Raw genomic sequence first — 19,899 nt, 5'->3', positions numbered from 1 at the left:
GTGACCCCGCACGGCCCGCGCCGGGGACGACCACGCGCCGCCCGCCGTGTTCGGCGGGCGGCGCGCGGGCCGGCCGGTCAGGACGTGACGCCCTGGCCCACGCCCACCGGGTCCGGGCCGCTGCGCGCGATGATCGCCGCCGTGTCGACCCCCGCGGGCAGCGTGCCGAAGGCGAGCCCGCGGTCGCCGTCCAGACGGGAGGCGCAGAAGGCGTCGGCGACGGCCGGGTGCCCGTGGCGGACGAGCAGCGAGCCCTGCAGGACGAGGGCGAGCCGTTCCACGAGTCGGCGGGCCCCGTACGCCACCGAGTCCGGGTCTCCGAGCCCCGCGAGCTCCTTGCGGAGGCCGGCGACCGCGGCGTCCAGCCGCCGGTCCGCGCCCGCTCCGCGGTCGACCTCGGCGAAGTACGCCTGGACCGCCTGCGGCTGACGGACCATCGCCCGCAGCACGTCCAGGGCCGCCACGTTGCCCGAGCCCTCCCAGATCGACGGGAGCGGGGACTCGCGGTAGAGCCGCGGCAGGCCCGAGTCCTCGACGTAACCGTTGCCGCCCAGGCACTCCAGCGCCTCGGCGGCGTGCGCGGGCGCCCGCTTGCACACCCAGTACTTGGTGACCGCGAGGCCCAGCCGGCGCAGCTGCTCCTCCTCGGCGTCGCCGCGCGCGGCGCGGTCCACCGCACCGGCGAGCCGCAGCGCCGCGAGCGTGGCCGCCTCGGCCTCCACGGCAAGGTCCGCCAGGACGTTGCGCATGAGCGGCTGGTCGACCAGCCGCGCCCCGAACGCCTCGCGGTGCGTGGCGTGGTGCACCGCCTGGACGAGGCCGAGACGCATCCCGGACGCCGAGCTGATCGCGCAGTCGAGCCGCGTCATGTTCACCATCCGGATGATGGTGGCCACCCCGCGCCCCTCCTCGCCGACGAGCCGGCCGAGCGCGCCCTCGTACTCGATCTCGGAGGAGGCGTTCGACCGGTTGCCCAGCTTGTCCTTCAGGCGCTGGAGCCGGAGGGCGTTGCGGCCGCCGTCCGGCAGCACCCGGGGGACGAGGAAACAGGAGAGGCCGCCGGGCGCCTGCGCCAGGGTGAGGAAGACGTCCGACATCGGCGCCGAGGTGAACCACTTGTGCCCGGTCAGGGCGTACAGGCCGGGCTCGCCCGTCGGCACCGCCCGGGTCGTGTTCGCCCGCACGTCCGAGCCGCCCTGCTTCTCGGTCATCGACATCCCGGCGATGATGCCGCGCTTCTCCGTCGGCACCCGCAGCCCGAAGTCGTACGAGGAGGAGGTGAGCAGCGGCTCGTACACCTCGGCGAGGTCCGGCTGGGCGCGCAGCGCGGGCACGGCGGCGTACGTCATGGAGACGGGACAGAGGTGTCCGGCGTCCGCCTGACCCCACACGAAGACCTTCGCCGCGCGCGCCACGTGCGCGCCGGGCCGTTCGTCGCGCCAGGGCGCACCGTGCAGACCATGGCGCACGGCCACGTCCATCAGGTCGTGCCAGTGCGGGTGGAACTCCACCTCGTCGATCCGGTGGCCGTACCGGTCGTGGGTGTGCAGGACGGGGGAGTGGCGCTCGGCGAGCCGCCCCCACTCCTGCGCCTCCTCGCCGCCTGCCCGCCGGCCGAGCGCGCGGACCTCGCTCTCGGCCCAGTCGGCGCCCTCCCGGCGCAGGGCCTCCAGGAGCGCGGGGTCGGCGGACACGTCGTATCCGGTCAGCGGCGGTACCTGGTTGGTGACCTCATGCGTGGTCGGCATCGGGAACTCCCAGAGCTCGCAGGGTGAAGGTGACGAGTGCGGGTACGGTGTCGGGCCCGACGGCGCCCTCGGCCAGCGGGCCGACGAGCGCCTCGGCGCCCGCCCCGACCAGCGCGGCGGCGGTCAGGGCCGGGTCCTGGGGCGGCAGTTCTCCGGACCGCACGCCCTCGGCGACGCGGGCGGCGAACACGTCGCGGAAGGCGCGCCGGAAGACGAGCCGTTCGGCGTCGACGGCCGGGTCGACGGGCTCGGCGAGCAGCGCGTACGCGAGGCGCGGGGCCTTCAGGGCGCGCTGCGCGAAGGTCTCCGTCACGGCGACGACCCGATCGGCCGCGGACCGGTGCCCGGGGTCCCCGGCGGCTTCGGAGACCGCCGCGACCTCGCGGCTCACCACGGTCCGGAAGAGCTCGACGGCGAGGTCGCCCTTGCTGGGGAAATGGCGGTAGACGCTGCCGGTGGCGATCCCGGCCCTGGCCGCGACGGCCGCCATCGTGCAGCCCGCGTAGCCCTGCTCGGCGAGCAGCCGGAGGGCGGCGTCGACGACGGAGGTCCGCTGGGCGTCCAGCCTGGCCTGGACGGCGGGGGTGCGTCGGTAGGGCATGGGAAGAAGTGAAGCAATGATTCATTGCTTCAACAAGGGGTGTGCGAGGAGCCCCTCCACGTGTCCGTGGTGTCGCGGGCCCCGACGTCGTCGTGCCGGACGCCGGACGCCGCACACCCCCGCTGCGGGCGGGGGTGTGCGGCGTCGGACGTTCGGCGGGCGGGCCGTCAGCCGGTGAAGACCTCCGTCAGGGACCAGATCGCGAGGCCGGCCATGATGACGCCGCCGACACGCTGCACGGTCTTGAGCGGCACGCGCTTGGCGATGAACCGGCCCGCCACGAGGGCCAGGGCGGAGACGCTCATCAGGGCGGCGAGCGAGCCGATCGCCGTCGACCAGGTGCCGTTGGTGGCGGCGAGGTTGGCGGTGGTGATCTGCGTCAGGTCGCCCCACTCGCTGATGAAGACGGCCATGAAGGCGGTCGAGAAGACGGGCCAGAAGCCGGTGACGGTCCGGCCGCCCTCGTCCGCCTCGTCGTCGTCGCCCCCGCCGCGCAGCAGTACGAAGGCGCCGAAGCCGAACAGCAGGGCCGAGACGAGTTTGACCGACCAGCCGGGGAGCAGCCCGAGCAGGCTGCCGGCTCCCACGGCGATGGCGACGTGGGCCAGGAAGGCGGTGGAGGTGCCGATCCAGACGTACAGCGGACGCATGCGCGTGCCCATGGCGAGGGACGCGAACATCGTCTTGTCGGGAAGCTCGGCGAGGAAGATCAGCCCGAAGGCGGTGAGGATCGCCAAGGGGTCGAGGTGCATACCGGGGCTCTCTGCTCGGTCCGGGCCCATGGGCTTCGCACGGCGCCTCGGTGGGCGACGGGAGGACCACTCGGCCCGGCATGACGGACCGCGCCCACGGAAACGCGGGTACGGCTGTTGCCTGGCCGAAGGTCTCGCCCGTCCGCGTCGTGCGCGGACCCGGTCACCGGGAACCCGGGGGTTCCAGTGTGTCGACGACCGGTTCGCAGGGCTACTCCCCTTCGCTGTGCCTCAGTGTAACGGACGCGGACACACCGGTGAGTAGACGCTGTCCACCTGCCTGGGTAGACACTGTCTACTCGATCTTGGTAGACAGTGTCCATGCGTGACACCGAGGAACACGAAGAGAGGCCGGCCGACCACCTCCCGGCCGGCGACCCCCCGGCCCCTACCGGCGCGGACGCCGGGGGCGGCGACGGCCTGCGCGGGCGGCTGGTCCGGGTGGGCGTCGAGCTGGTGAACGCCAAGGGGGCTCCGGCCCTCACCCTCCGCGAGATCGCCCGCCGGGCGGGCGTCTCCCACGGCGCGCCCCGCCGCCACTTCCCCACCCACCTCGACCTCCTGTCGGCCATCGCCCGGCAGGGCTTCGCCGAACTCGCCGGCCGCGTCGCCGCCGAGGACCGCGAGAGCGCCGGCGCCCGGGAACGGATCGCCCTGCTCGCCGCCGTCTACCTCGACTACGCCGCCACCCGGCCCGGCATGTACGAGCTGATGTTCCGCCACGACCTCCTGGAGAGCGGGCGGCTGGGGCTGCGCGAGACGAGCCTGCCGCTCTTCGCCCGCCTGACCGGCCTCGTCGCCCGCGTCCGGCCCGACGCCGACCCCGCCGTCGTGGCGGGCGCGCTGTGGGCCAACCTCCACGGGATCGCCCAGCTCCGCCAATGGGGCAGCCTCCGGCTCGCGACCGGCGCCGACGACCCCGCCCCCTTCCTGACGGCCGCGCTCGACGCCCACCTCGGCCCCGAGGAGCCGGCCCGATGATCCGCACACGCCCCCGGACACCCGGCGCGGGCGCCGAGTCCCGCCGGCGCACCCCTGTCCTCGCCTGCAGCGTCGTCGGCGCAGCCGTCGTCGCCCTCGACGGGACCGTCCTCACCGTCGCCCAGCCGGCCCTCCAGCGCGACCTGCACGCCGACGTCGGCCAGGTCCAGTGGACCAGCACCGGCTACCTCGTCGCCGTGGCCGGCCTCCTGGTCCTCGCCGGCCGCCTCGGGGACCGGTACGGCCACCGCAGGATCTTCGCCGTCGGCGCCCTCGGGTTCGCCGCCGCCTCCGCCGCCGTCGCCCTGGCCCCCGGCATCCGCGCCGTGATCCTGCTCCGCGTCCTCCAGGGCGTCTGCGGCGCCCTCCTCCAGCCCGCCACCCTCGGCATGCTGCGGACCGCCTACCCGCCCGAGCGGCTCTCGACCCCGATCGCCGTGCGCACCGCCGTCATCGGCCTCGCCGCCGCGGCGGGACCGCTCGTCGGCGGCGCGCTGGTCTCCGCGTACGGCTGGCGCTCCGTCTTCCTGCTCGGCGTCCCCCCGACGCTGGCGATCGGCCTCCTGGCCCTGGCGACCCGAGAACCGGACCGCCCCGCCGCGCCGGTCGTGCGCCGTGACCCGCTCGATCCCGGAGGGGCCGTGCTGCTCGCCGCCGCGCTGGGCCTGCTCGTCCACGGCCTCGTCGAGGCGTCGCGTCCCGGCGGGGCGGGGACCGCGCTGCTCGCCTGCGCGGCGAGCGCCGCCGCCGGCCTCCTCTTCGCACGCCACGAACGGCGGACCGCACGGCCCCTCCTGCCGCCCGGCCTCCTGCGCACCCGGCCCGTCCTCGCGGGACTCGCCGTCCTCCTCGCCGCCTCCGCCGCCCTCTTCGGCACGCTGTTCGTGGCCACGTACTTCCTCCAGGACGTCCAGCGGCTCGACCCGCTCCACTGCGCCCTGCGCGTCCTGCCGCTCGCGCTGTGCATGGTGCTCGGCGCCCCGCTCTGCCCGCCGCTCCAGCGCCGGTTCGGCCCGCGGCGGACGGCGACCGGGGGAGCGGCGCTCCTCGCGGCCGGCGTCCTGCTGTTCTCCCGGCTGGACACCACGGCGGGCGCCCTCGTCGTCGGTGCCGGATCGGCCCTCCTCGGGGCGGGGTTCGTCGTCCTGATGGTGACCGCGACCTCGGTCGTCGTGCACCGCGCGCCCGAGGCCCACGCCGGCGTCGCGGGCGGCCTCCAGCAGACCGTGATGAACATCGGGCCGGCGCTCGGCGTCGCCCTCGCGACCCTGCTGCTGGCCCTCGTCCCGAGCGCGGGATTCGTCCCCGCCGAGGGGCTCGCCCTGCCCGCGCTGGCAGCGATCGCCGCCCTCGCCCTCCCGGCCGCCCTCGCGCTGCCCGGCCGCCGGGACCAGGCCGGGGCGCCGCCGCAGAAGCCCCCGGGGACACGCCCGGGGCCGCCGCCACCCCGCTCCGGCCGGGACGCCTGCGTACGATCATGAGATGCCCGCTGCCGGCCCCCGGCGTCCCGCCGGAGCGGCGCGCACCCAGCTGAACCTCGGTCGCGCCCTGCCCTTCCTGGTCCTGGCCCTCACGACCCTCGCCGACGTGTTCACCCCCGACAAGGAGCGGTTCGAACGCCTGCTCGTCGCCGCGCCCGCGCTCGCCGCCGTCACCTGGAGCGTGCGCGGGACGATCGGCATCGGGCTGTTCACCATGGCGCTGCGGGGACTGCTGAGCTTCGGCCGGGCCGAGACCGCCCAGGAACTCCTCGCCAGCGAGGTCGTGCTCGCCGTCGTCACCGCCGTCGCCGCCTGGGTGAGCAGGGTCCGCACCCGCTACGAACAGGACCTGCGGGAGGTCACCGCCGTCGCGGAGGTCGTCCAGCGGGTCGTGCTGCGCCCGCTGCCCGAGCGGCTCGGACGGTTCGAACTGCACCTGCTGTACCTCGCGGCCGCGGCCAAGGCGCGGATCGGAGGCGACTTCTACGAGGCCGTCCGCGTCCCCGGCGCGGTCCGCATCATGCTCGGCGACGTCCAGGGGAAGGGGCTCGGCGCCGTCGAGACCGCCTCCGTCCTGCTCGGCGCCTTCCGGGCCTCCGTCGGCGACGCCCCCGACCTGGCGTCCCTCGCCGACCGGCTCGACGACGGCCTCGCCCGCTACAACGGCTGGGACCCGGACTCGGACGCCGCCGAACGCTTCGCCACCGTCGTCCTGGTGGAGCTCCCCGACGACCGGAACATCGCCCGGCTCCTCAGCTGCGGTCACCCCGCCCCGCTCCTCCAGCACGCCGGTGAGGTCGCACCGGTCGCCTTCGCCGACCCCTCGCTGCCCGTCAACCTCGCCGGCCTCGCCGAGAACCACCACCGGATCGAGGAGGTCCCGTTCGGCCCCGGCGACCGGATGCTGCTCTACACCGACGGCGTCAGCGAGACCCGCGACCGGGCCGGCACCTTCTACCCGCTGGAGCTCCGGCTGCGCGGCTGGGTCCGCGAGGCGCCCGCCCACGTCCCGGCGCTGCTCCACCGCGACCTCGCCGCCTACGGTGCCGACGGCCTCGACGACGACGTCGCCGCCCTGCTGGTCGCCTTCCCGCCCGACACGGCCTGACCGGACGCCGGGGCGTCTTGGTCCGCTGTGACCCGATAGCGCGTCACGTGCGCCGTTCGTGCGCTCTGGTCGCGCCCTGCCCGATGCGTGAGGCTTGCCCCGTCCGTAGAGCGGACCGTCAGCAGACCAGGCGAGAGGAACGGGTGCACGTGTCCCAGGACTACCCCTTCACCGCTGGACCGTCCGAAGACTTCCCCGGCTTCCCGGGCGTCACGGCCGGCGTGAGCGCCGCCGAGGCCGCCCGCATGAAGGGCCGCGGCCTGTGGGCCGCCGACGGCACCGTCGACCCCGACGTCGCCCGGCTCGGCCAGACCCTGACCACCGCCGTCCTGGCGGGCGGGGACGCCCCCCGTGCCCTGCTGCCGCCGCCGCTCGCCGCCCGCGTCGAGGAGGTGCGCGCGCGGGCGCTGCCCGGCCACCACCGCATCGAGTCCTTCGACGGCGTCCGGCTGTCCGCCTTCAGCCTCCGCCAGCGCGGTCCCGGCCCCCATCCGCTGGTCGTCGTCCCGGCCGGCTGGACGCCGTACGGCTGGCCGCTGTTCCTCTGGGCGTACCTCGCGCTCGCCCTCCGGGGCCACCACGTCCTCGCGTACACGCCCCGCGGCCTCGGCACCCCCGGACTGCCCTCCACCTCCGAGGGGTTCGTGGACGTCGCGGGGCCCCACGACTGGGCCGACGGCTCGTCCGTCGTGGACTTCGCCGTCGACCACCTGGCGCCGAGCACCGTCGGATTCCTCGGCGTCTCCTACGGCTCGGGCATCGGCCGGCTGGTCGCCGCCCACGACGACCGTGTCTCCGCCGTCGCCGCGCTGAGCACCTGGGGTGACCTCGCCGCCGGCCTCCTCGACCACGGCACCCGCCGGCTCGCGGCCGTGCGGACCCTCCTCGCGCTGACCGGAGGGCCGATGGAGGAGAAGTTCGCCGAGGCCGACCGGGCGGTCCTCGCGGACTTCCTCGCCGACCGGAACCTGGACGCCGTCGTCGAGTGGTGCCGGCTGCGCTCCCCCGACTCCTACCTGCACCTGACCAACGAGAACGAGACGCCCACCCTCCTCTCCCACACCTGGCACGAGGGACTCTTCGCCGTGAACCAGGTCGTCAGGACCTTCGACGCCCTGGAGGTGCCCAAGCGCCTCAACCTCTGGATCGGCGACCACACCGCCCCCGAGGGCGCGGGCCTGACCGGCACCGACCCCGACGGGCCCGACCTCGCCCTGGAGGAGGCGTACGCCTGGCTCGACCACCATCTGCGGGGCGCCCGCAACGGGGTCGCGGAGTGGGCGCCGGTCTGCGGCCAGGTCATGTTCACCTACATCACCGAACCCGTCACGGACCCCGTGGGCGGCGAGCCGACCGGGGAGCGGCGGATCGTCCTGCCCGCCGTCCGCGAGCACCGGGCCGCCTGGGCCGCGGTCACCACCGGCGTCGAGACCTTCGGGCTCACCGGCGACGGCGCGGGCGGCACCGACGGTCTCCTCCTGCCCGCCGCCGAGGGCACCGCGGGCGGCACCGGCTGGCGGCGCGCGTTCCTCGCGGGCGTCGACACCGAGGCGACCGCCATGGACGCGCTTCTGAGGACCGGTCAGGCGGAGTGGTCCGGCACCCCCAAGACCTACGACACCCGGAAGATCGACCGCCGGCACGCCGTCGCCTGGACCACCGGTCCGCTCTACGACCCCAGGGGCGCGGAACGGGCCGGCCGCCGGGTGCGCGGCATCCCGCGCCTGCGCCTCACCGTCCGTTCCACCGCCGCGTCCGCGAGCCTCTTCGCGCATCTCCTCGACGTCGCCGACGACGAGACGGCCCGGATCATCACCCACGAGCCGCTCACCGTGTACGGCCTCCTGCCGGAGCAGGACACCACCGTGACCTGGGAACTCCAGGCAGCGGCGTACGACGTCCCGGCCGGCCACCGCCTCATGCTCGTGGTCGACAGCAAGGACCCGCTCTACGGCGACGCGTCCGTCACCTGGACCCAGACCACCTTCGGCTCGCCGGAGGACGCGCCGTCCTTCCTGGACCTGCCCCTGGGCTGAGCGGGGGAGGCGACACAGCCGGTCCGGCCGGCGCCCAGCGTCGGCCGGACCCGGAGCGCGAGGGGCGCGTCCCGAGCCCCGTCGCCTCACGCCGCTGGGGGGAGCTCCAGGTGCTCCCGGAGCGTCGTCCCCGTGTAGGCGGTCCGGTAGACCCCGCGCTCCTGCAGCTCGGGGACGAGCAGGTCGACGATGTCGTCGAGGCCGTCCGGCACCAGGTACGGCGAGATGTTGAAGCCGTCGACGGCTCCGTGGCGGGCGAACCGGGCGAACCTCTCGGCGAGTCCGGCCGGCGTGCCGACGTGCCCGCGCTGCGGGCCCAGCTCGATCACGGTCTCGCGCAGCGACCAGCCGTTGGCCTCCGCCCTGGCCCGCCACTCGGCCACCACCGCGCGGGGGTCGTCCACCCAGCGGGTGCCGAAGGTGCCCTCGTCCCGGGCGACCACCGGCTCCTCGGCGGGCAGCGGACCGTCGGCGTCCCGGTCCGACAGGTCGAAGCCCCACAGGCGTCCGGCGATCCCGAGGGCCACCGCCGGCGTCACCTGCTCCAGCCGCACCCAGCGGGCCTTCTCCTCCGCCTCCTTCTCGGTCGTCCCGAGGACGATCTCCGTCCCCGGCAGGATGCGCAGCGCGTCCTCGGCCCTGCCCGCGGCGCGGAGCCGGCGCCGGACGTCCTCGGCGAACGCGAGGGCGTCGTCGAAGTCGGTCCCGTGCGCGGAGAAGATCACGTCGGCGTTGCGCGCCGCGAAGTCCCTGCCCTCCCCGGAGTCGCCCGCCTGGAAGATCACCGGATGCCCCTGGGCACTGCGCGGCAGGGTGGGCGCCAGGTCCACGTCGAAGTGCGCCCCGCGATGCCGTACGCGGCCCACCGCCTCCGGCACCGACCAGGACCGGGCGTCCGCGGAGCCGGCGACGGCACCGTCCGCCCAGCCGTTCCACACGGCCCGCGCCACGGCGAGGAACTCCTCGGCCCGGGTGTAGCGGTCGGCGTGGTCGAGGAAGCCGCCGCGGCGGAAGTTCTCCCCGGTCCAGGCGTTGTGGGTGGTCACCACGTTCCAGCCGGCCCGGCCGCCGGAGAGCAGGTCGAGCCCGGCGAGCCGGCGGGCGAGGTCACCGGGCTCGTTGAAGGTGGTGTTGGAGGTGGAGACGAGCCCGATCCGCACGGTCGCGGCGGCGAGCGCCGCGAGCTGCGTGATCGAGTCCGGGCGGCCCGCCACGTCGAGTTCGTGGACGCCGCCCCCGGACTCGCGCAGCCGCAGGCCGTCGCCGAGGAAGAAGGCGTCGAACAGGCCGCGTTCGGCGGTCCGCGCGACCCGCAGGAAGGACGCCGGGTCGATCTGGGAACCGCTGGCGGGGTCCGACCAGATCGTCCAGTGGTTGACCCCCTGGAAGAACACCCCGAAGTGCAGGCGGGCGTCGGGGCGGGGCACGTCGTCGTGGTCGGCGCGGGTCATCGGGTCTCCTCCGGGACGGGCACGGCGGCGGTTTCGGTCGTGAAGCGGCTCGGCGGCCGGGGCAGGCCCAGGGCGGCGCGCAGGGTGGTGCCCGGCAGCGGCCGTGCGGCGAGGCGCCGCACGAACAGCTCGGGCAGGACGAGCCGGGAGAGCACCGCGAGGTCCTCGTCGACGACGAGCGGATGGAGCCGGACGCCGTCGACGCGGCCGGCCAGGTCGGCCAGGAGGGTCACCAGCCCGTCGGCGGAACCCGTGTACCGCAGCCGGCCGGGGTGCCGCTCCCAGGGTGCGGACCGCTCCAGGTCGGCGATCCGTTCCCGGGCCGTCTCCCGCGGGGTGTCCAGGGCCACCTCGATCTCGGCGAAGGCCAGCGGCGCGCCGGAGGCCGTCGCCGCCGCCCGCGCCTCGGTGGCGCCGCCCACCAAGGCCACGTCGGTGAGCCCCGGGGGAACGACGCCCCGCCGGGCGAGCACCACGGGGCGCCCCTGCGGGGGACGGGGCACGATCGAGGGCCCCCGCACGGAGTAGGTCTCGCCCGTGAAGTCGATGGCGTGCAGGCGGGATCGGTCGAGGTAGCGGCTCGTGGCGACGGACCGGATCACCGCGTCGTCCTCCCACGAATCCCACAGGTCCCGCACGACCCGCAGTCCGTCGTGGGCCTCGCGGGCCAGGGCGTCGGCGCCCTCGACCACGGGCCGGCCCCAGGCACGGGCGGCTCCGGGGTCCTCCTCGACCCCCACCACCCAGCCGGCGCGGCCGGCCGAGACGTGGTCCAGCGAGGCGAGCTGCGAAGAGACGTGGAACGGCTCGGCGTACGTCGTCGCCACCACCGGCGCGACGCCGAGGACGCTCGTCGAGGCGGCCACGAAGGCGGCGCGTTCGACCGCGCCGATCCGGCCCACCGGGTCCGCGCCGGAACCGGGCGGCAGGATCGAGTCCTCCAGCGTGACCAGGGTGAAACCGGCGTTCTCGGCGACGGCGGCGACCCGGGCGAGCCGCCGCGGGCTCAGCAGGGCGCCGGGGGCGTGCGCGGCACGGCGCCACGCGGCCGGATGGGCACCGTCGCCGTCGATCTCGACGGCCAGGTGCAGGGCGGGGCGGGGCATGGGAGTCCTTCCGGAGGTCGGGGAGCGCACGACGGCACCCGCGGCGGACGTGCGCGGGGCACGGAGGGCCGGGGCCGGTCGGGCGGGACGTCACGGGACGCGCGGACCCGCGCGGGGCGGGATCAGGCGCGAGGGGAAGGACAGATGGCCGAGGAGGTGCGGCAGAGGTCGACGTGCCGACGGCAGACCAGCCGGGCGTCGACGGGGGCGTACGGCGCGGTGCGCGTCGCGACCACGTGCGCCTCCCCCGGTGGTGGACCCGCCCGGTGCGGACGAGGACTCCGGCTCACCATAGGCAGGACGTCTTCCGGACTGTCAAGGGAGGGCCGGCCCTCGGGACGTCAGGAGGCTTCTGGACAGGGGAAGTCGGGTCGACGCCGTCGGCCGCGGCCGCGTATCCGGGGGGCGTCGTGGCCTCGCACCCGGGGGTGGTCGTGGCCCCGGAGCCGGGGTGGTCGTGGGCTTGGCCTGGGGCCCCGTCGCGTGTCGGCCCCCGGCCGGAAACCGCGTCAGACTCCGGGCTGACCGAAGGGGGGGACCGTGGGCGGACGCGCCCCCCGGCTCCCGCCGCCTACCGTGCCCGCATGACCCGAATCACCCGGGCGGCCGCGGCCGCCGTTCTCGCCTGCTCGCTCGCCTTGACCACCGCCGGAGCCGCCACGGCGGCCGTCACGCCGGGAGCCACGGGCCCGGCCGCCTCCTCCGTGCCCTCCGCGCGTGCCGCCGTCCTGCCGGCGCCCACCGGTCCGTACGCCGTCGGCAGCACCGTGCTGCCGCTGGTCGACCACTCCCGCACCGACCCCTGGGTGCCCACCGCCGACGGGCGGGCGCTCATGGTCACCCTGCACTACCCGGCCTCGCGCTCCGGGGGCGGCCGCCCGGCTCCGTATGCCACTCGCGAGGAGGCCCGGCTGCTGGCCGCACAGCTCGGTCCCGGCGTCTCCGGCGACGAACTCGCCCGCACCCGCACCCACAGCAGGACCGACGCCCGGCCCGCGCCGGGGCGGCGCCCCCTGGTGCTGCTCTCGCCGGGCTTCGGCGTCTCCCGCTGGACGCTGACCCACCTCGCCGAGGACCTCGCCTCCCGCGGCTACGTCGTCGCCTCCGTGGACCACGCCTACGAGTCGTACGGCATCAGCCTCCCCGACGGCCGCACCCTGACGTGTGTCGCCTGCACGGCCCTGGACGAGGGCGGGGTGCACGGAAGCGTCGTGACGTCGACCCGTGCCGCCGACATGCGCCACGTCCTGGACCGGCTCACCGGACCACGGCCGGCGTGGCGGTACGCCGCCGTCATCGACCGCGGCCGGATCGGCATGGCCGGACACTCCATCGGCGGGGCGAGCGCGGCCACCGCGATGGCCGCCGACCGGCGCATCGACGCCGGGATCGACATGGACGGCGCGTTCTGGGAGGAGCTCCCCGCGGACGGTCTCGGGGGCCGCCCGTTCATGATGCTCGGCACCCACGACGCGATGCACCTGCCGGGCGGGACGGACACCACGTGGGACTCGACGTGGAGCGCGCTCGGCGGGTGGAAGCGCTGGATCACCGTCGCCGGATCCGAGCACTTCACCTTCTCCGACGGCCCCGTGATCGCCCGTCACTTCGGCCTGCCCCAGTCCGAGCTGCCCACCGAGCGGGCCGTCGCCGTCACCCGGACGTACGTCGCCGCCTTCTTCGACCGGCACCTGCGCGGGCTCCCGCGCCCGCTCCTCGACGGCCCGTCGCAGGAGAACCCGGAGGTCCACTTCCAGAACCCCTGACGAGGGGGCCGGGAGCGCGCGGGCCGCGCCCGGACTCAGGAGCGGTACGGGGTGTTCGCCTCGGCCCACTCCGCCAGCGCCCGCGCGCACTCGGCGACGGACTCGCGCCAGCTGCGGGCGGCTCCGTCGCCGGCCTCGTCGCTGACGTGCTTCACGATGCGCAGCGGGACGCCGGCGAGCGCGGCGGCCGTGGCCAGCGCGTACCCCTCCATGTCGACCAGGGCCGCCCGCTCCGCGAGCCGGACGCGGGCCGCCTCGTCCGAGATGAACGCGTCGCCGGTGGCGAGCACCACCTCTCCGCCGTCCGGCAGGGTCAGCGGCGCTCCGTACGTCTCGCCGGTCAGGGTGGCGAGCAGCTCCCCGTCCAGGTCGTGCTGGACCACCGTGCCGACCACGTGGGTGCCCGTCCAGCCGTGCCGCAGCGCGCCCGCGGTGCCCAGGTTCACGATCCCGGAGGGCCGCGGGCCCCGGCCCAGCACGGTCGCGAGTGCGGTCGCCGCGTTGACCTTGCCCATGCCGGTCAGCAGCACGGGCAGGTTCGTGTCGAGGAACTGCGCCTCCTCCTTGACCGCGACGACGAACAGGGGACGGCCGGCGGTGATCTCTCCCAAGAGTTCCATGAGGGCCACGCTAGTTCGCCGGTCAGGTCTTCGTACAACCGGGCGGACCCGGCGGCGGCCTCCTCCCGGCCGCCGGGCCGTGCTCCCGCGTCAGACGGGCAGCAGCCGCCCGATCAGGGCGCCGAGCTGCCGGGCGTTACGGCAGGGGCGCATGTCCACGACCTCGGCGTAGGCCGGGGCCACGGAGTCGCCGGTGCCCCAGAGGGACGGCGGCTCGGGGTTGAGCCAGTGGACCCGGCGGGCCCGGGCGGCGATCAGCCGCAGTGCCGCGAGGTGGGGATCGGCGCCGTTGGTGCGGGCGTCACCGAGGACGAACACGACGGTGCGCGGGCCGACGGCGTCCGCGTACCGCTCGGCGAACTCGCCGAGCGAGGTCCCGTAGTCGCTCTGCCCGTGCCAGCCGGTCAGCCGCGCCTCGCCGAGGATCAGGTCGCCGAGCGCGGCGGGGTCCTCCGGGCCCCGGGCGATCAGGTCCGTGACCTCGTCCGTCCGGTTGACGAACGCGAAGACCCGCACCCGGCTGAACTGGTCGTGCAGCGCCCGCACGAGCAGCATCGTGAACTGGGCGAAGCCCGCGACCGACCCCGACACGTCGCACAGCAGGACCAGCTCGGGCCGCCGGGGAGGACGGCGGCGCAGGACCGGGCGCATCGGCACGCCGCCGGTCGACAGCGAGCCGCGCAGCGTGCGTCGCAGATCGATCGCCCCGCGGGCCGCTCGTCGCCGCCGGGCCGCGAGCCGGGTGGCCAGCTTGCGCGCCAGCGGCCGGACGGTGCGCCGCAGCTCGTCCAGCTGCGCCCGCCCGGCGAGCAGGAAGTCCACCCGGTCCGCCGTCGCGGCGACGGCCCGCCGGGCGACCCGGTCCCGGCCCTGCCGCTCGGCGACACGCCGCCGCGCCTCGGTCCGCACCCGCTCCCGGAACGACTCGATCAGGCGCCGTATCTCGTCGTCGAGCAGCCGGTCGGTGAACTCGGGCTCCGCCGCCCCGGCCTCCGCCCGGCGCAGCTCCCTGACCCGGGCGAGCAGCGTCTCCGGACGGATCCGGGACAGCGTCTGGTAGGAGGACCACCCGTCCGACTCGGGGCCCGAACCGAATCCGCCGAAGCCGCCCACGGCCTCGGCGGCGAGCACGTCGAGGGCCGCGGTGTCGCCGGCGGCCAGGGCCTCGGCGAGCCGCTCCCGCAGCGCGGCCCTGTCCGCCGCGCCGCCGGGTGTCTCCGCCGCCCCGGACGCGCCGCCGCCGAGCGGGAAGTACAGGTCGAAGACCCGGTCGAAGACGCCGCGCTGCGGAAGGCCGTGGAGCAGGGTCGCCGCCAGTGCCTCCCGGACCCGCTCGCGGTCCGCGAACCCGACCGCCTCAAGGGCCTGCCCGGCGTCGACCGTCTCGCCCGTGCCGATGCCGAACCCGTGCGCGCGCAACGCCGCCACGAGACCCGTCAGACGTTCCGTGGTCCCGTCCGAGGGGGCCGCCGTGCTCACACCGCGTCCAGGTCGAGCTTGGCCGCCGCCCTGACGATGTCGTCCTGGTGTTTGAGGAGGACGCCCAGCGTCTCCCGTACGACGTTCTCGTCCAGTCGGCCCGCGCCGAGCGCGAGGAGGGTCCGGGCCCAGTCGACCGTCTCCGAGACGGACGGCACCTTCCGCAGGTCCATCGCCCGCAGGGCGCCGACGACCCGCACCACGGACGCGGCGAGCGCGGCGTCGAGCCCGGGGACCTTCAGGGCGACGATCCGGCGCTCCAGTTCCTCCTCGGGGAAGCCGATGTGCAGGAAGAGGCAGCGCCTCCGGAGGGCCTCGGACAGCTCGCGGCTCGCGTTGGAGGTCAGCACGGTGAACGGCCGCCGCGTCGCCGTGATGGTGCCCAGCTCGGGCACGGTCACCTGGAAATCGCCGAGCACCTCCAGGAGCAGGCCCTCGACCTCGACGTCGGCCTTGTCGGTCTCGTCGATGAGGAGCACCGTCGGCTCCTCGGAGCGGATCGCGGTCAGCAGCGGCCGGGGGAGCAGGAACTCCTCGCCGAAGACGTCCGTGCGGGCCTCGTCCCAGGACTCGCCGCGTCCGGCCGTGATCCGCAGCAGCTGCTTGGCGTGGTTCCACTCGTACAGGGCCCGGGACTCGTCGACGCCCTCGTAGCACTGCAGCCGCACCAGCCGCGCCCCCGTCACCGCGGAGACGGCCTTGGCGAGCTCGGTCTTGCCCACGCCCGCCGGACCTTCGACGAGCAGCGGCTTGCCCAGCCGGTCCGCGAGGAAGACGCTGGTCGCGACGGCGGGCGACGCCAGGTAGCCGGTCGCGGCGAGCCGTTCGGCGACCTCGTCGACGGAGGCGAAGAATCCGGTCGTCGTGGCGGTGGTCATGGCTGTCCCCCCGGGGAGCGAAGCGGCTTACCGGCCAGTAGCATCAGGAGTACTCGATCAGATCGGGGACCGTCGCACAACCGTCCCGCACGAGGTCCGCGCCGCGCGGGACGCCGCCCCCTGGTGCGATGGGGGAGACCGGGTACGCCACCCGGAGGACCGCGCGGCCGGTGGAGGTGTCGTGGCGGAACGGGACGAGCCGTCGCCGGCCGGGGCGCGGGCGCGGGCGCTGGAGCAGGCGATCGGCGACATCGGCACCACGCTCGACGCCGCGACGACCTGCCGGGAACTCGCGTCCTTCCTCGTCCGCCACCTCGACGGGGTCTCCGTCGACGTCGACCTCCTCGCCGAGGGGGGCGGCCCGGAGCGGAGGGCCGCCGCCAATCCGGCGGCGGGGCGAGCCGCGCCCGGCCCGCCACCCCCCGACGGCACGGTGCCGGACCCCGCATCCGACCCCGCGCCGGCCCCTCCGGCCGCCGCGCTCTCGGTGCCCCTCGCCGTCGGGGACGAGAAGCCCCTGGGTGCGGTCACCGTCACGCGGGCCGCCGAACGGCCCTTCGCCGAGGGCGAGGCGGCGCTGCTCCGGCAGGCCGCGCGGCTCGCGGCCCGCCACCTGGCGCACGCCCGGCGGCTCGCCGCGACCGAGGACACCGCGCTCCACCTCCAGCGCGCCCTCGTGGCCGAACCGGGCCGGCCGCATCCGAACCTGGAGGTGGCGGGCGGCTACCTGCCCGCCGGCCATCGCACCCTGGTGGGCGGCGACTGGTTCGAGACCGTGCGCCTCCCCTTCGGCCGCACCCTTCTCGTCGTCGGCGACGTGATGGGGCACGGCCTGGCCGCCGCGGTCGACATGAACGCCTGCCGCACGGCCTTGCGGGAGGTCGCGGCGACCGATCTGCCGCCGCACCGGGTGCTCCGCCACCTCGATTCCGTGGTCGCCGAGGACGACGCGCGCCGCCCTGCGACCTGCCTGCTGGTCCGGGTCGACCCGGCGCGCGGCACCGCGACCTTCGCCGCCGCGGGCCACCTGCCGCCCGTGGTCTTCGCCGAGGACGGGTCCGCGGAGCTCGTGGAGCTGCCGGTGGGTCCGCCGCTCGGGACCGGTGTCGGTGGCTATGAACCCACGACGCGCGCGCTGACCCCGGCCGAGACCCTGCTGATCTTCACCGACGGCCTCGTCGAGCGGCGGGGCGAGGACATCGACGTCTCGCTCGCCCGGCTCGCCGCGCTGCGGCTCCGCGCGGACTCCGGTCCGCAGGAGGTCGTCGACGAGGTGCTCCGGCGGCTCGGTGCCGACGCCGCCGAGGACGACGTCGCCGTGCTCGCGGCGCGTGTCCGCGCGCGCCCGACATCGTGACACAAAGTCACTTCCTCCCCACGAAACGCGGTGACGCACGGTCACACCGCGGTTCTCGGCCACCTGTTTCGCGCCCGGGCCGGATTGTTTCCGCAGGACGCTTGTGCACGGCCCCGGCGCCCGGCACGCTCCTCGTATGAACACGGCCAGGCATGCCAGTGAACGTCTGATGAGCTGGCCCTCGCTGACCCCCGGCCGCGCCCATTGCGGCGCCGAGCTCGGACTGGGCACCGCGACGCAGGAGATCGTCCACTTCCACGGCGAACACGAGGCCGACGTCCATCTCACCCGGGCCATGGTCGCGAAACTGCGCCACGCCCTCCTCGGGTCGAGCGCGGTGCGCCTGCGTGCCGGATCCGGGTGGGTGACGGTCCGTCTGGACATGGGCTCGGACATCGACCTGCTCGCCACCCTGGTCAGCGCGGCACTCCAGGCCAACGGTGTTCCCGACGTCGCCCCCGACGGCTGCACCCGTACCCTCCCGGTCCCGGGGGCGCGCTGACGCTACGCGCGCGCTGTCCCGCCCCCGTCCGGCACGGGGAAGATCATGCAGGTGCTCGTCGCGTGGGCGAGCAGCCGGTCCTCGGCGTCGTAGAGCCCCGCCTCCGCCAGCGCCGTGCGGCGGCCCCGGGACAGCACCGTGCCGACCGCACGGACCTTTCCGGTGCCCGCCGTGAGCGGCCGCAGGAAGCGGGTCGACAGGTCCAGCGAGGTGTACGCGGCGCCCTGCGGCAGCGTCGCGTGCACGGCGCAGCCGGCCGCCGAGTCGAGCAGGGTCGCGTAGACCCCGCCGTGCACGCTGCCGATCGGGTTGTAGTGCTCCTCGCCCGGCTCGAAGGCGAAGACCGCCCGGCCGTCCTCGACCTCCTCCAGGGTGAAGCCGAGGAGCGCGGCGATCGGCGGTCCGGGCAGCCGTCCGGCGATCATCTCCCTCAGGAAGTCGAGCCCCGCCATCGCCCCCGCGGCCCGCGCGGAGGCCGCGGGGTCCTCCCACTCGACCGTGCGCGACCGACCCATGACCACTCTCCACCCTGTGCGTCCAGCTGACTCTGTACGGCGAAGCTAGCCCTCGCGTCAGCTGACTGTCAACGAAGCAGTCAGGTGGCTACAGTGTGACGATGAAATGGCTGGAGACGGACACGGAGAACTGTCCGGTACGCCGCACCCTGGACCTCGTCGGCGAGAAGTGGACCCTGCTCGTCCTGCGCGACGCCTTCAACGGCGTCCGCCGGTACGACGAGTTCCGCCGCCACCTCGGCCTGTCCGAGGCCGTCCTCGCCGACCGCCTCCGCAAGCTCGTCGCGGCCGGCGTCCTGCGCGCCGAGCCCTACCGCGAACCCGGCGCCCGCACCCGGTACGAGTACCGGCTCACCCGCAAGGGCGTCGACCTCTGGCCCGTCCTCCTCGCCCTGAAGCAGTGGGGCGACAGCCACGCCCCGGAGCCCGAGGGCCCCGTCCTCGACATCTCCCACACCGGCTGCGGCGCCCCGGTCCGCGTCGTCGTCCAGTGCGAGGGCGAGGAGCACGCCACCCTCACGGCCCGCGACGTCACCGCCCGCCCCGGACCCGGAGCCCGCCCGCTCCGCCCCTGAGGCGCCGCCCGTCCCGCCGGTCGCCGCCACCCGTTCGGCCGCACCCCTGCGATGGCCCGGCGCCCGGCCGGGTACCTCACGTGGCATGCCCTCTCCTCCCGGTCCGCCGCACGACGGCGCCCCCACCGAGAACGGCCACTGGTTCCAGCGGCTCCACGCCCGTGTCCTCGCCTCGCCCGTCGGGCTCGCCTGGAACCGCGGCCGCGCCATGGAACTCATGCACCGCGCCATGGGCTTCGCCGCGCTCAGCCTCCTCACGCTCGTCCCGCTCCTCATCGTCGTCGCCGCGGCCGACCTCGCCAGCGGACAGGGCTTCGCCCGCTGGCTCGTCCAGGGCCTCGGCGTCACCGAGGTCTCGCAGGAGGAGGTCGAGCGGCTCTTCGGCCAGCCGGGCCAGGCCCTCCAGCGCACCACCGCCTTCGGCCTCGCGGCCCTCGCGGCCTTCGGCGTCACCTTCGGATCCGCCGTGCAGACCGGGTACGAGCGGGTCTGGGACCTCCCCACGGCCCGCTGGCACACCATGTGGCGCCACGTCGTCTGGCTCGCCGTCCTCATCGCGTCCCTGCTGGTCTTCGTCGCCTTCCCCGCGCCCGGGGACGCACCGGCCGACGTCACCACCGCGGTCGCCGTCGGCGACACCCTCGGCACCTTCCTCTTCTTCTGGTGGTCCCAGCGCTTCCTGCTCTGCGGCCGCATCCGCTGGCGCGCCCTCGCACCCGGCGCCGTCCTCACCGCGCTCGGCCTGCTCGGCCTGCGGATCTTCTCCCAGCTGGTCTTCTCCCCGCTCATCGCCTCCAACGCCGTCACCTACGGCCAGTTCGGCACCGTCCTCGTCCTCCAGTCCTGGCTGGTCGGCGTCGGTTTCGTCGTCTACGGAGGCGCCCTCGCCGGACGCCTCGTCCACGAACACCTCGTCAGCCGCCGTCTGAAGCGCCCCCGCTGA

Annotated in this window: 19 protein-coding genes; 9 read left to right on the top strand and 10 right to left on the bottom strand. The window is 75.5% G+C overall.

Features of this window, described 5'->3' with window-relative positions:
• Positions 1-77: 77 nt before the first annotated feature.
• From ACZ60W_RS21515 to ACZ60W_RS21505, 3 genes are all read right to left on the bottom strand, one after another.
• Positions 78-1,748 (bottom strand): acyl-CoA dehydrogenase family protein, encoded by a 1,671-nt coding sequence (locus ACZ60W_RS21515; protein WP_469756939.1) that lies wholly within the window; start codon positions 1,746-1,748, stop codon positions 78-80.
• Positions 1,732-2,349: a TetR family transcriptional regulator gene (locus tag ACZ60W_RS21510; protein ID WP_469756938.1), complete on the bottom strand. Its 618-nt coding sequence runs from the start codon at positions 2,347-2,349 to the stop codon at positions 1,732-1,734. Before ACZ60W_RS21510 ends, ACZ60W_RS21515 begins: the two co-directional genes overlap by 17 nt.
• Before the next feature lie 167 nt (positions 2,350-2,516).
• Complete coding sequence (locus tag ACZ60W_RS21505; RefSeq protein ID WP_469756937.1) at positions 2,517-3,101, bottom strand: TMEM165/GDT1 family protein; 585 nt, start codon at positions 3,099-3,101, stop codon at positions 2,517-2,519.
• Between the two features lie 321 nt (positions 3,102-3,422).
• Here ACZ60W_RS21505 and ACZ60W_RS21500 point away from each other — a divergent pair, with 321 nt between their 5' ends.
• The 4 genes from ACZ60W_RS21500 (at position 3,423) to ACZ60W_RS21485 (ending at position 8,707) form a co-directional block, all read left to right on the top strand.
• Positions 3,423-4,082 carry a TetR/AcrR family transcriptional regulator gene (locus ACZ60W_RS21500; protein ID WP_469756936.1) on the top strand — a complete coding sequence of 220 codons (660 nt, stop codon included), beginning with the start codon at positions 3,423-3,425 and terminating at the stop codon, positions 4,080-4,082.
• Positions 4,079-5,563: an MFS transporter gene (locus tag ACZ60W_RS21495; RefSeq protein ID WP_469756935.1), complete on the top strand. Its 1,485-nt coding sequence runs from the start codon at positions 4,079-4,081 to the stop codon at positions 5,561-5,563. The genes ACZ60W_RS21500 and ACZ60W_RS21495 overlap by 4 nt, the downstream gene beginning before the upstream one ends.
• 1 nt (position 5,564) lies before the next feature.
• Positions 5,565-6,671: a PP2C family protein-serine/threonine phosphatase gene (locus ACZ60W_RS21490; protein ID WP_469756934.1), complete on the top strand. Its 1,107-nt coding sequence runs from the start codon at positions 5,565-5,567 to the stop codon at positions 6,669-6,671.
• 149 nt (positions 6,672-6,820) lie between these two features.
• Positions 6,821-8,707 (top strand): CocE/NonD family hydrolase C-terminal non-catalytic domain-containing protein, encoded by a 1,887-nt coding sequence (locus ACZ60W_RS21485; protein ID WP_469756933.1) that lies wholly within the window; start codon positions 6,821-6,823, stop codon positions 8,705-8,707.
• 86 nt (positions 8,708-8,793) lie between these two features.
• Here ACZ60W_RS21485 and ACZ60W_RS21480 read toward each other — a convergent pair whose 3' ends face one another.
• The 3 genes from ACZ60W_RS21480 to ACZ60W_RS21470 form a co-directional block, all read right to left on the bottom strand.
• Entirely contained in the window at positions 8,794-10,158 is a 1,365-nt protein-coding gene (locus ACZ60W_RS21480; protein WP_469756932.1) for an NtaA/DmoA family FMN-dependent monooxygenase, read from the bottom strand.
• Complete coding sequence (locus ACZ60W_RS21475) at positions 10,155-11,264, bottom strand: LLM class flavin-dependent oxidoreductase (protein WP_469756931.1); 1,110 nt, start codon at positions 11,262-11,264, stop codon at positions 10,155-10,157. The genes ACZ60W_RS21480 and ACZ60W_RS21475 overlap by 4 nt, the downstream gene beginning before the upstream one ends.
• A 122-nt stretch (positions 11,265-11,386) precedes the next feature.
• Positions 11,387-11,500 (bottom strand): putative leader peptide, encoded by a 114-nt coding sequence (locus ACZ60W_RS21470; RefSeq protein ID WP_469756930.1) that lies wholly within the window; start codon positions 11,498-11,500, stop codon positions 11,387-11,389.
• A 348-nt stretch (positions 11,501-11,848) separates the two neighbouring features.
• Between ACZ60W_RS21470 and ACZ60W_RS21465 the strand changes: the two genes are divergently transcribed.
• The gene (locus ACZ60W_RS21465; RefSeq protein WP_469756929.1) at positions 11,849-13,030 is read left to right on the top strand and encodes an alpha/beta hydrolase family protein; all 1,182 of its coding nucleotides are present in this window, start codon (positions 11,849-11,851) and stop codon (positions 13,028-13,030) included.
• A 35-nt stretch (positions 13,031-13,065) separates the two neighbouring features.
• On the opposite strand, the gene ACZ60W_RS21460 is transcribed toward ACZ60W_RS21465, so the two are convergent.
• The 3 genes from ACZ60W_RS21460 to ACZ60W_RS21450 all read right to left on the bottom strand — a co-directional run bounded on the left by ACZ60W_RS21460 (position 13,066) and on the right by ACZ60W_RS21450 (position 16,007).
• Complete coding sequence (locus ACZ60W_RS21460; protein WP_469756928.1) at positions 13,066-13,650, bottom strand: nucleosidase; 585 nt, start codon at positions 13,648-13,650, stop codon at positions 13,066-13,068.
• A 90-nt stretch (positions 13,651-13,740) separates the two neighbouring features.
• Positions 13,741-15,129: a VWA domain-containing protein gene (locus ACZ60W_RS21455; RefSeq protein ID WP_469756927.1), complete on the bottom strand. Its 1,389-nt coding sequence runs from the start codon at positions 15,127-15,129 to the stop codon at positions 13,741-13,743.
• A complete protein-coding gene (locus ACZ60W_RS21450) occupies positions 15,126-16,007 on the bottom strand; it encodes an AAA family ATPase (protein WP_469756926.1) in 882 nt (293 codons plus the stop codon). The genes ACZ60W_RS21455 and ACZ60W_RS21450 overlap by 4 nt, the downstream gene beginning before the upstream one ends.
• A gap of 181 nt (positions 16,008-16,188) precedes the next feature.
• Here ACZ60W_RS21450 and ACZ60W_RS21445 point away from each other — a divergent pair, with 181 nt between their 5' ends.
• Together ACZ60W_RS21445 and ACZ60W_RS21440 are read left to right on the top strand one after the other, a co-directional pair.
• Positions 16,189-17,364: a PP2C family protein-serine/threonine phosphatase gene (locus ACZ60W_RS21445; RefSeq protein ID WP_469756925.1), complete on the top strand. Its 1,176-nt coding sequence runs from the start codon at positions 16,189-16,191 to the stop codon at positions 17,362-17,364.
• A gap of 136 nt (positions 17,365-17,500) precedes the next feature.
• On the top strand, positions 17,501-17,866 hold the full coding sequence (locus ACZ60W_RS21440; protein ID WP_366301558.1) for a luciferase domain-containing protein: 366 nt from the start codon (positions 17,501-17,503) through the stop codon (positions 17,864-17,866).
• A gap of 2 nt (positions 17,867-17,868) precedes the next feature.
• Here the strand turns inward: ACZ60W_RS21440 and ACZ60W_RS21435 are convergent, their stop codons facing one another.
• Positions 17,869-18,381 (bottom strand): PaaI family thioesterase, encoded by a 513-nt coding sequence (locus tag ACZ60W_RS21435; protein WP_469756924.1) that lies wholly within the window; start codon positions 18,379-18,381, stop codon positions 17,869-17,871.
• 101 nt (positions 18,382-18,482) lie between these two features.
• Here ACZ60W_RS21435 and ACZ60W_RS21430 point away from each other — a divergent pair, with 101 nt between their 5' ends.
• The gene (locus ACZ60W_RS21430; protein WP_469756923.1) at positions 18,483-18,956 is read left to right on the top strand and encodes a winged helix-turn-helix transcriptional regulator; all 474 of its coding nucleotides are present in this window, start codon (positions 18,483-18,485) and stop codon (positions 18,954-18,956) included.
• 85 nt (positions 18,957-19,041) lie between these two features.
• On the top strand, positions 19,042-19,899 hold the full coding sequence (locus tag ACZ60W_RS21425; RefSeq protein WP_469756922.1) for a YhjD/YihY/BrkB family envelope integrity protein: 858 nt from the start codon (positions 19,042-19,044) through the stop codon (positions 19,897-19,899).

It is taken from the genome of Streptomyces sp. NPDC104202 (assembly GCF_055584185.1).
This window is presented reverse-complemented; position numbering and strand designations above follow the sequence as displayed.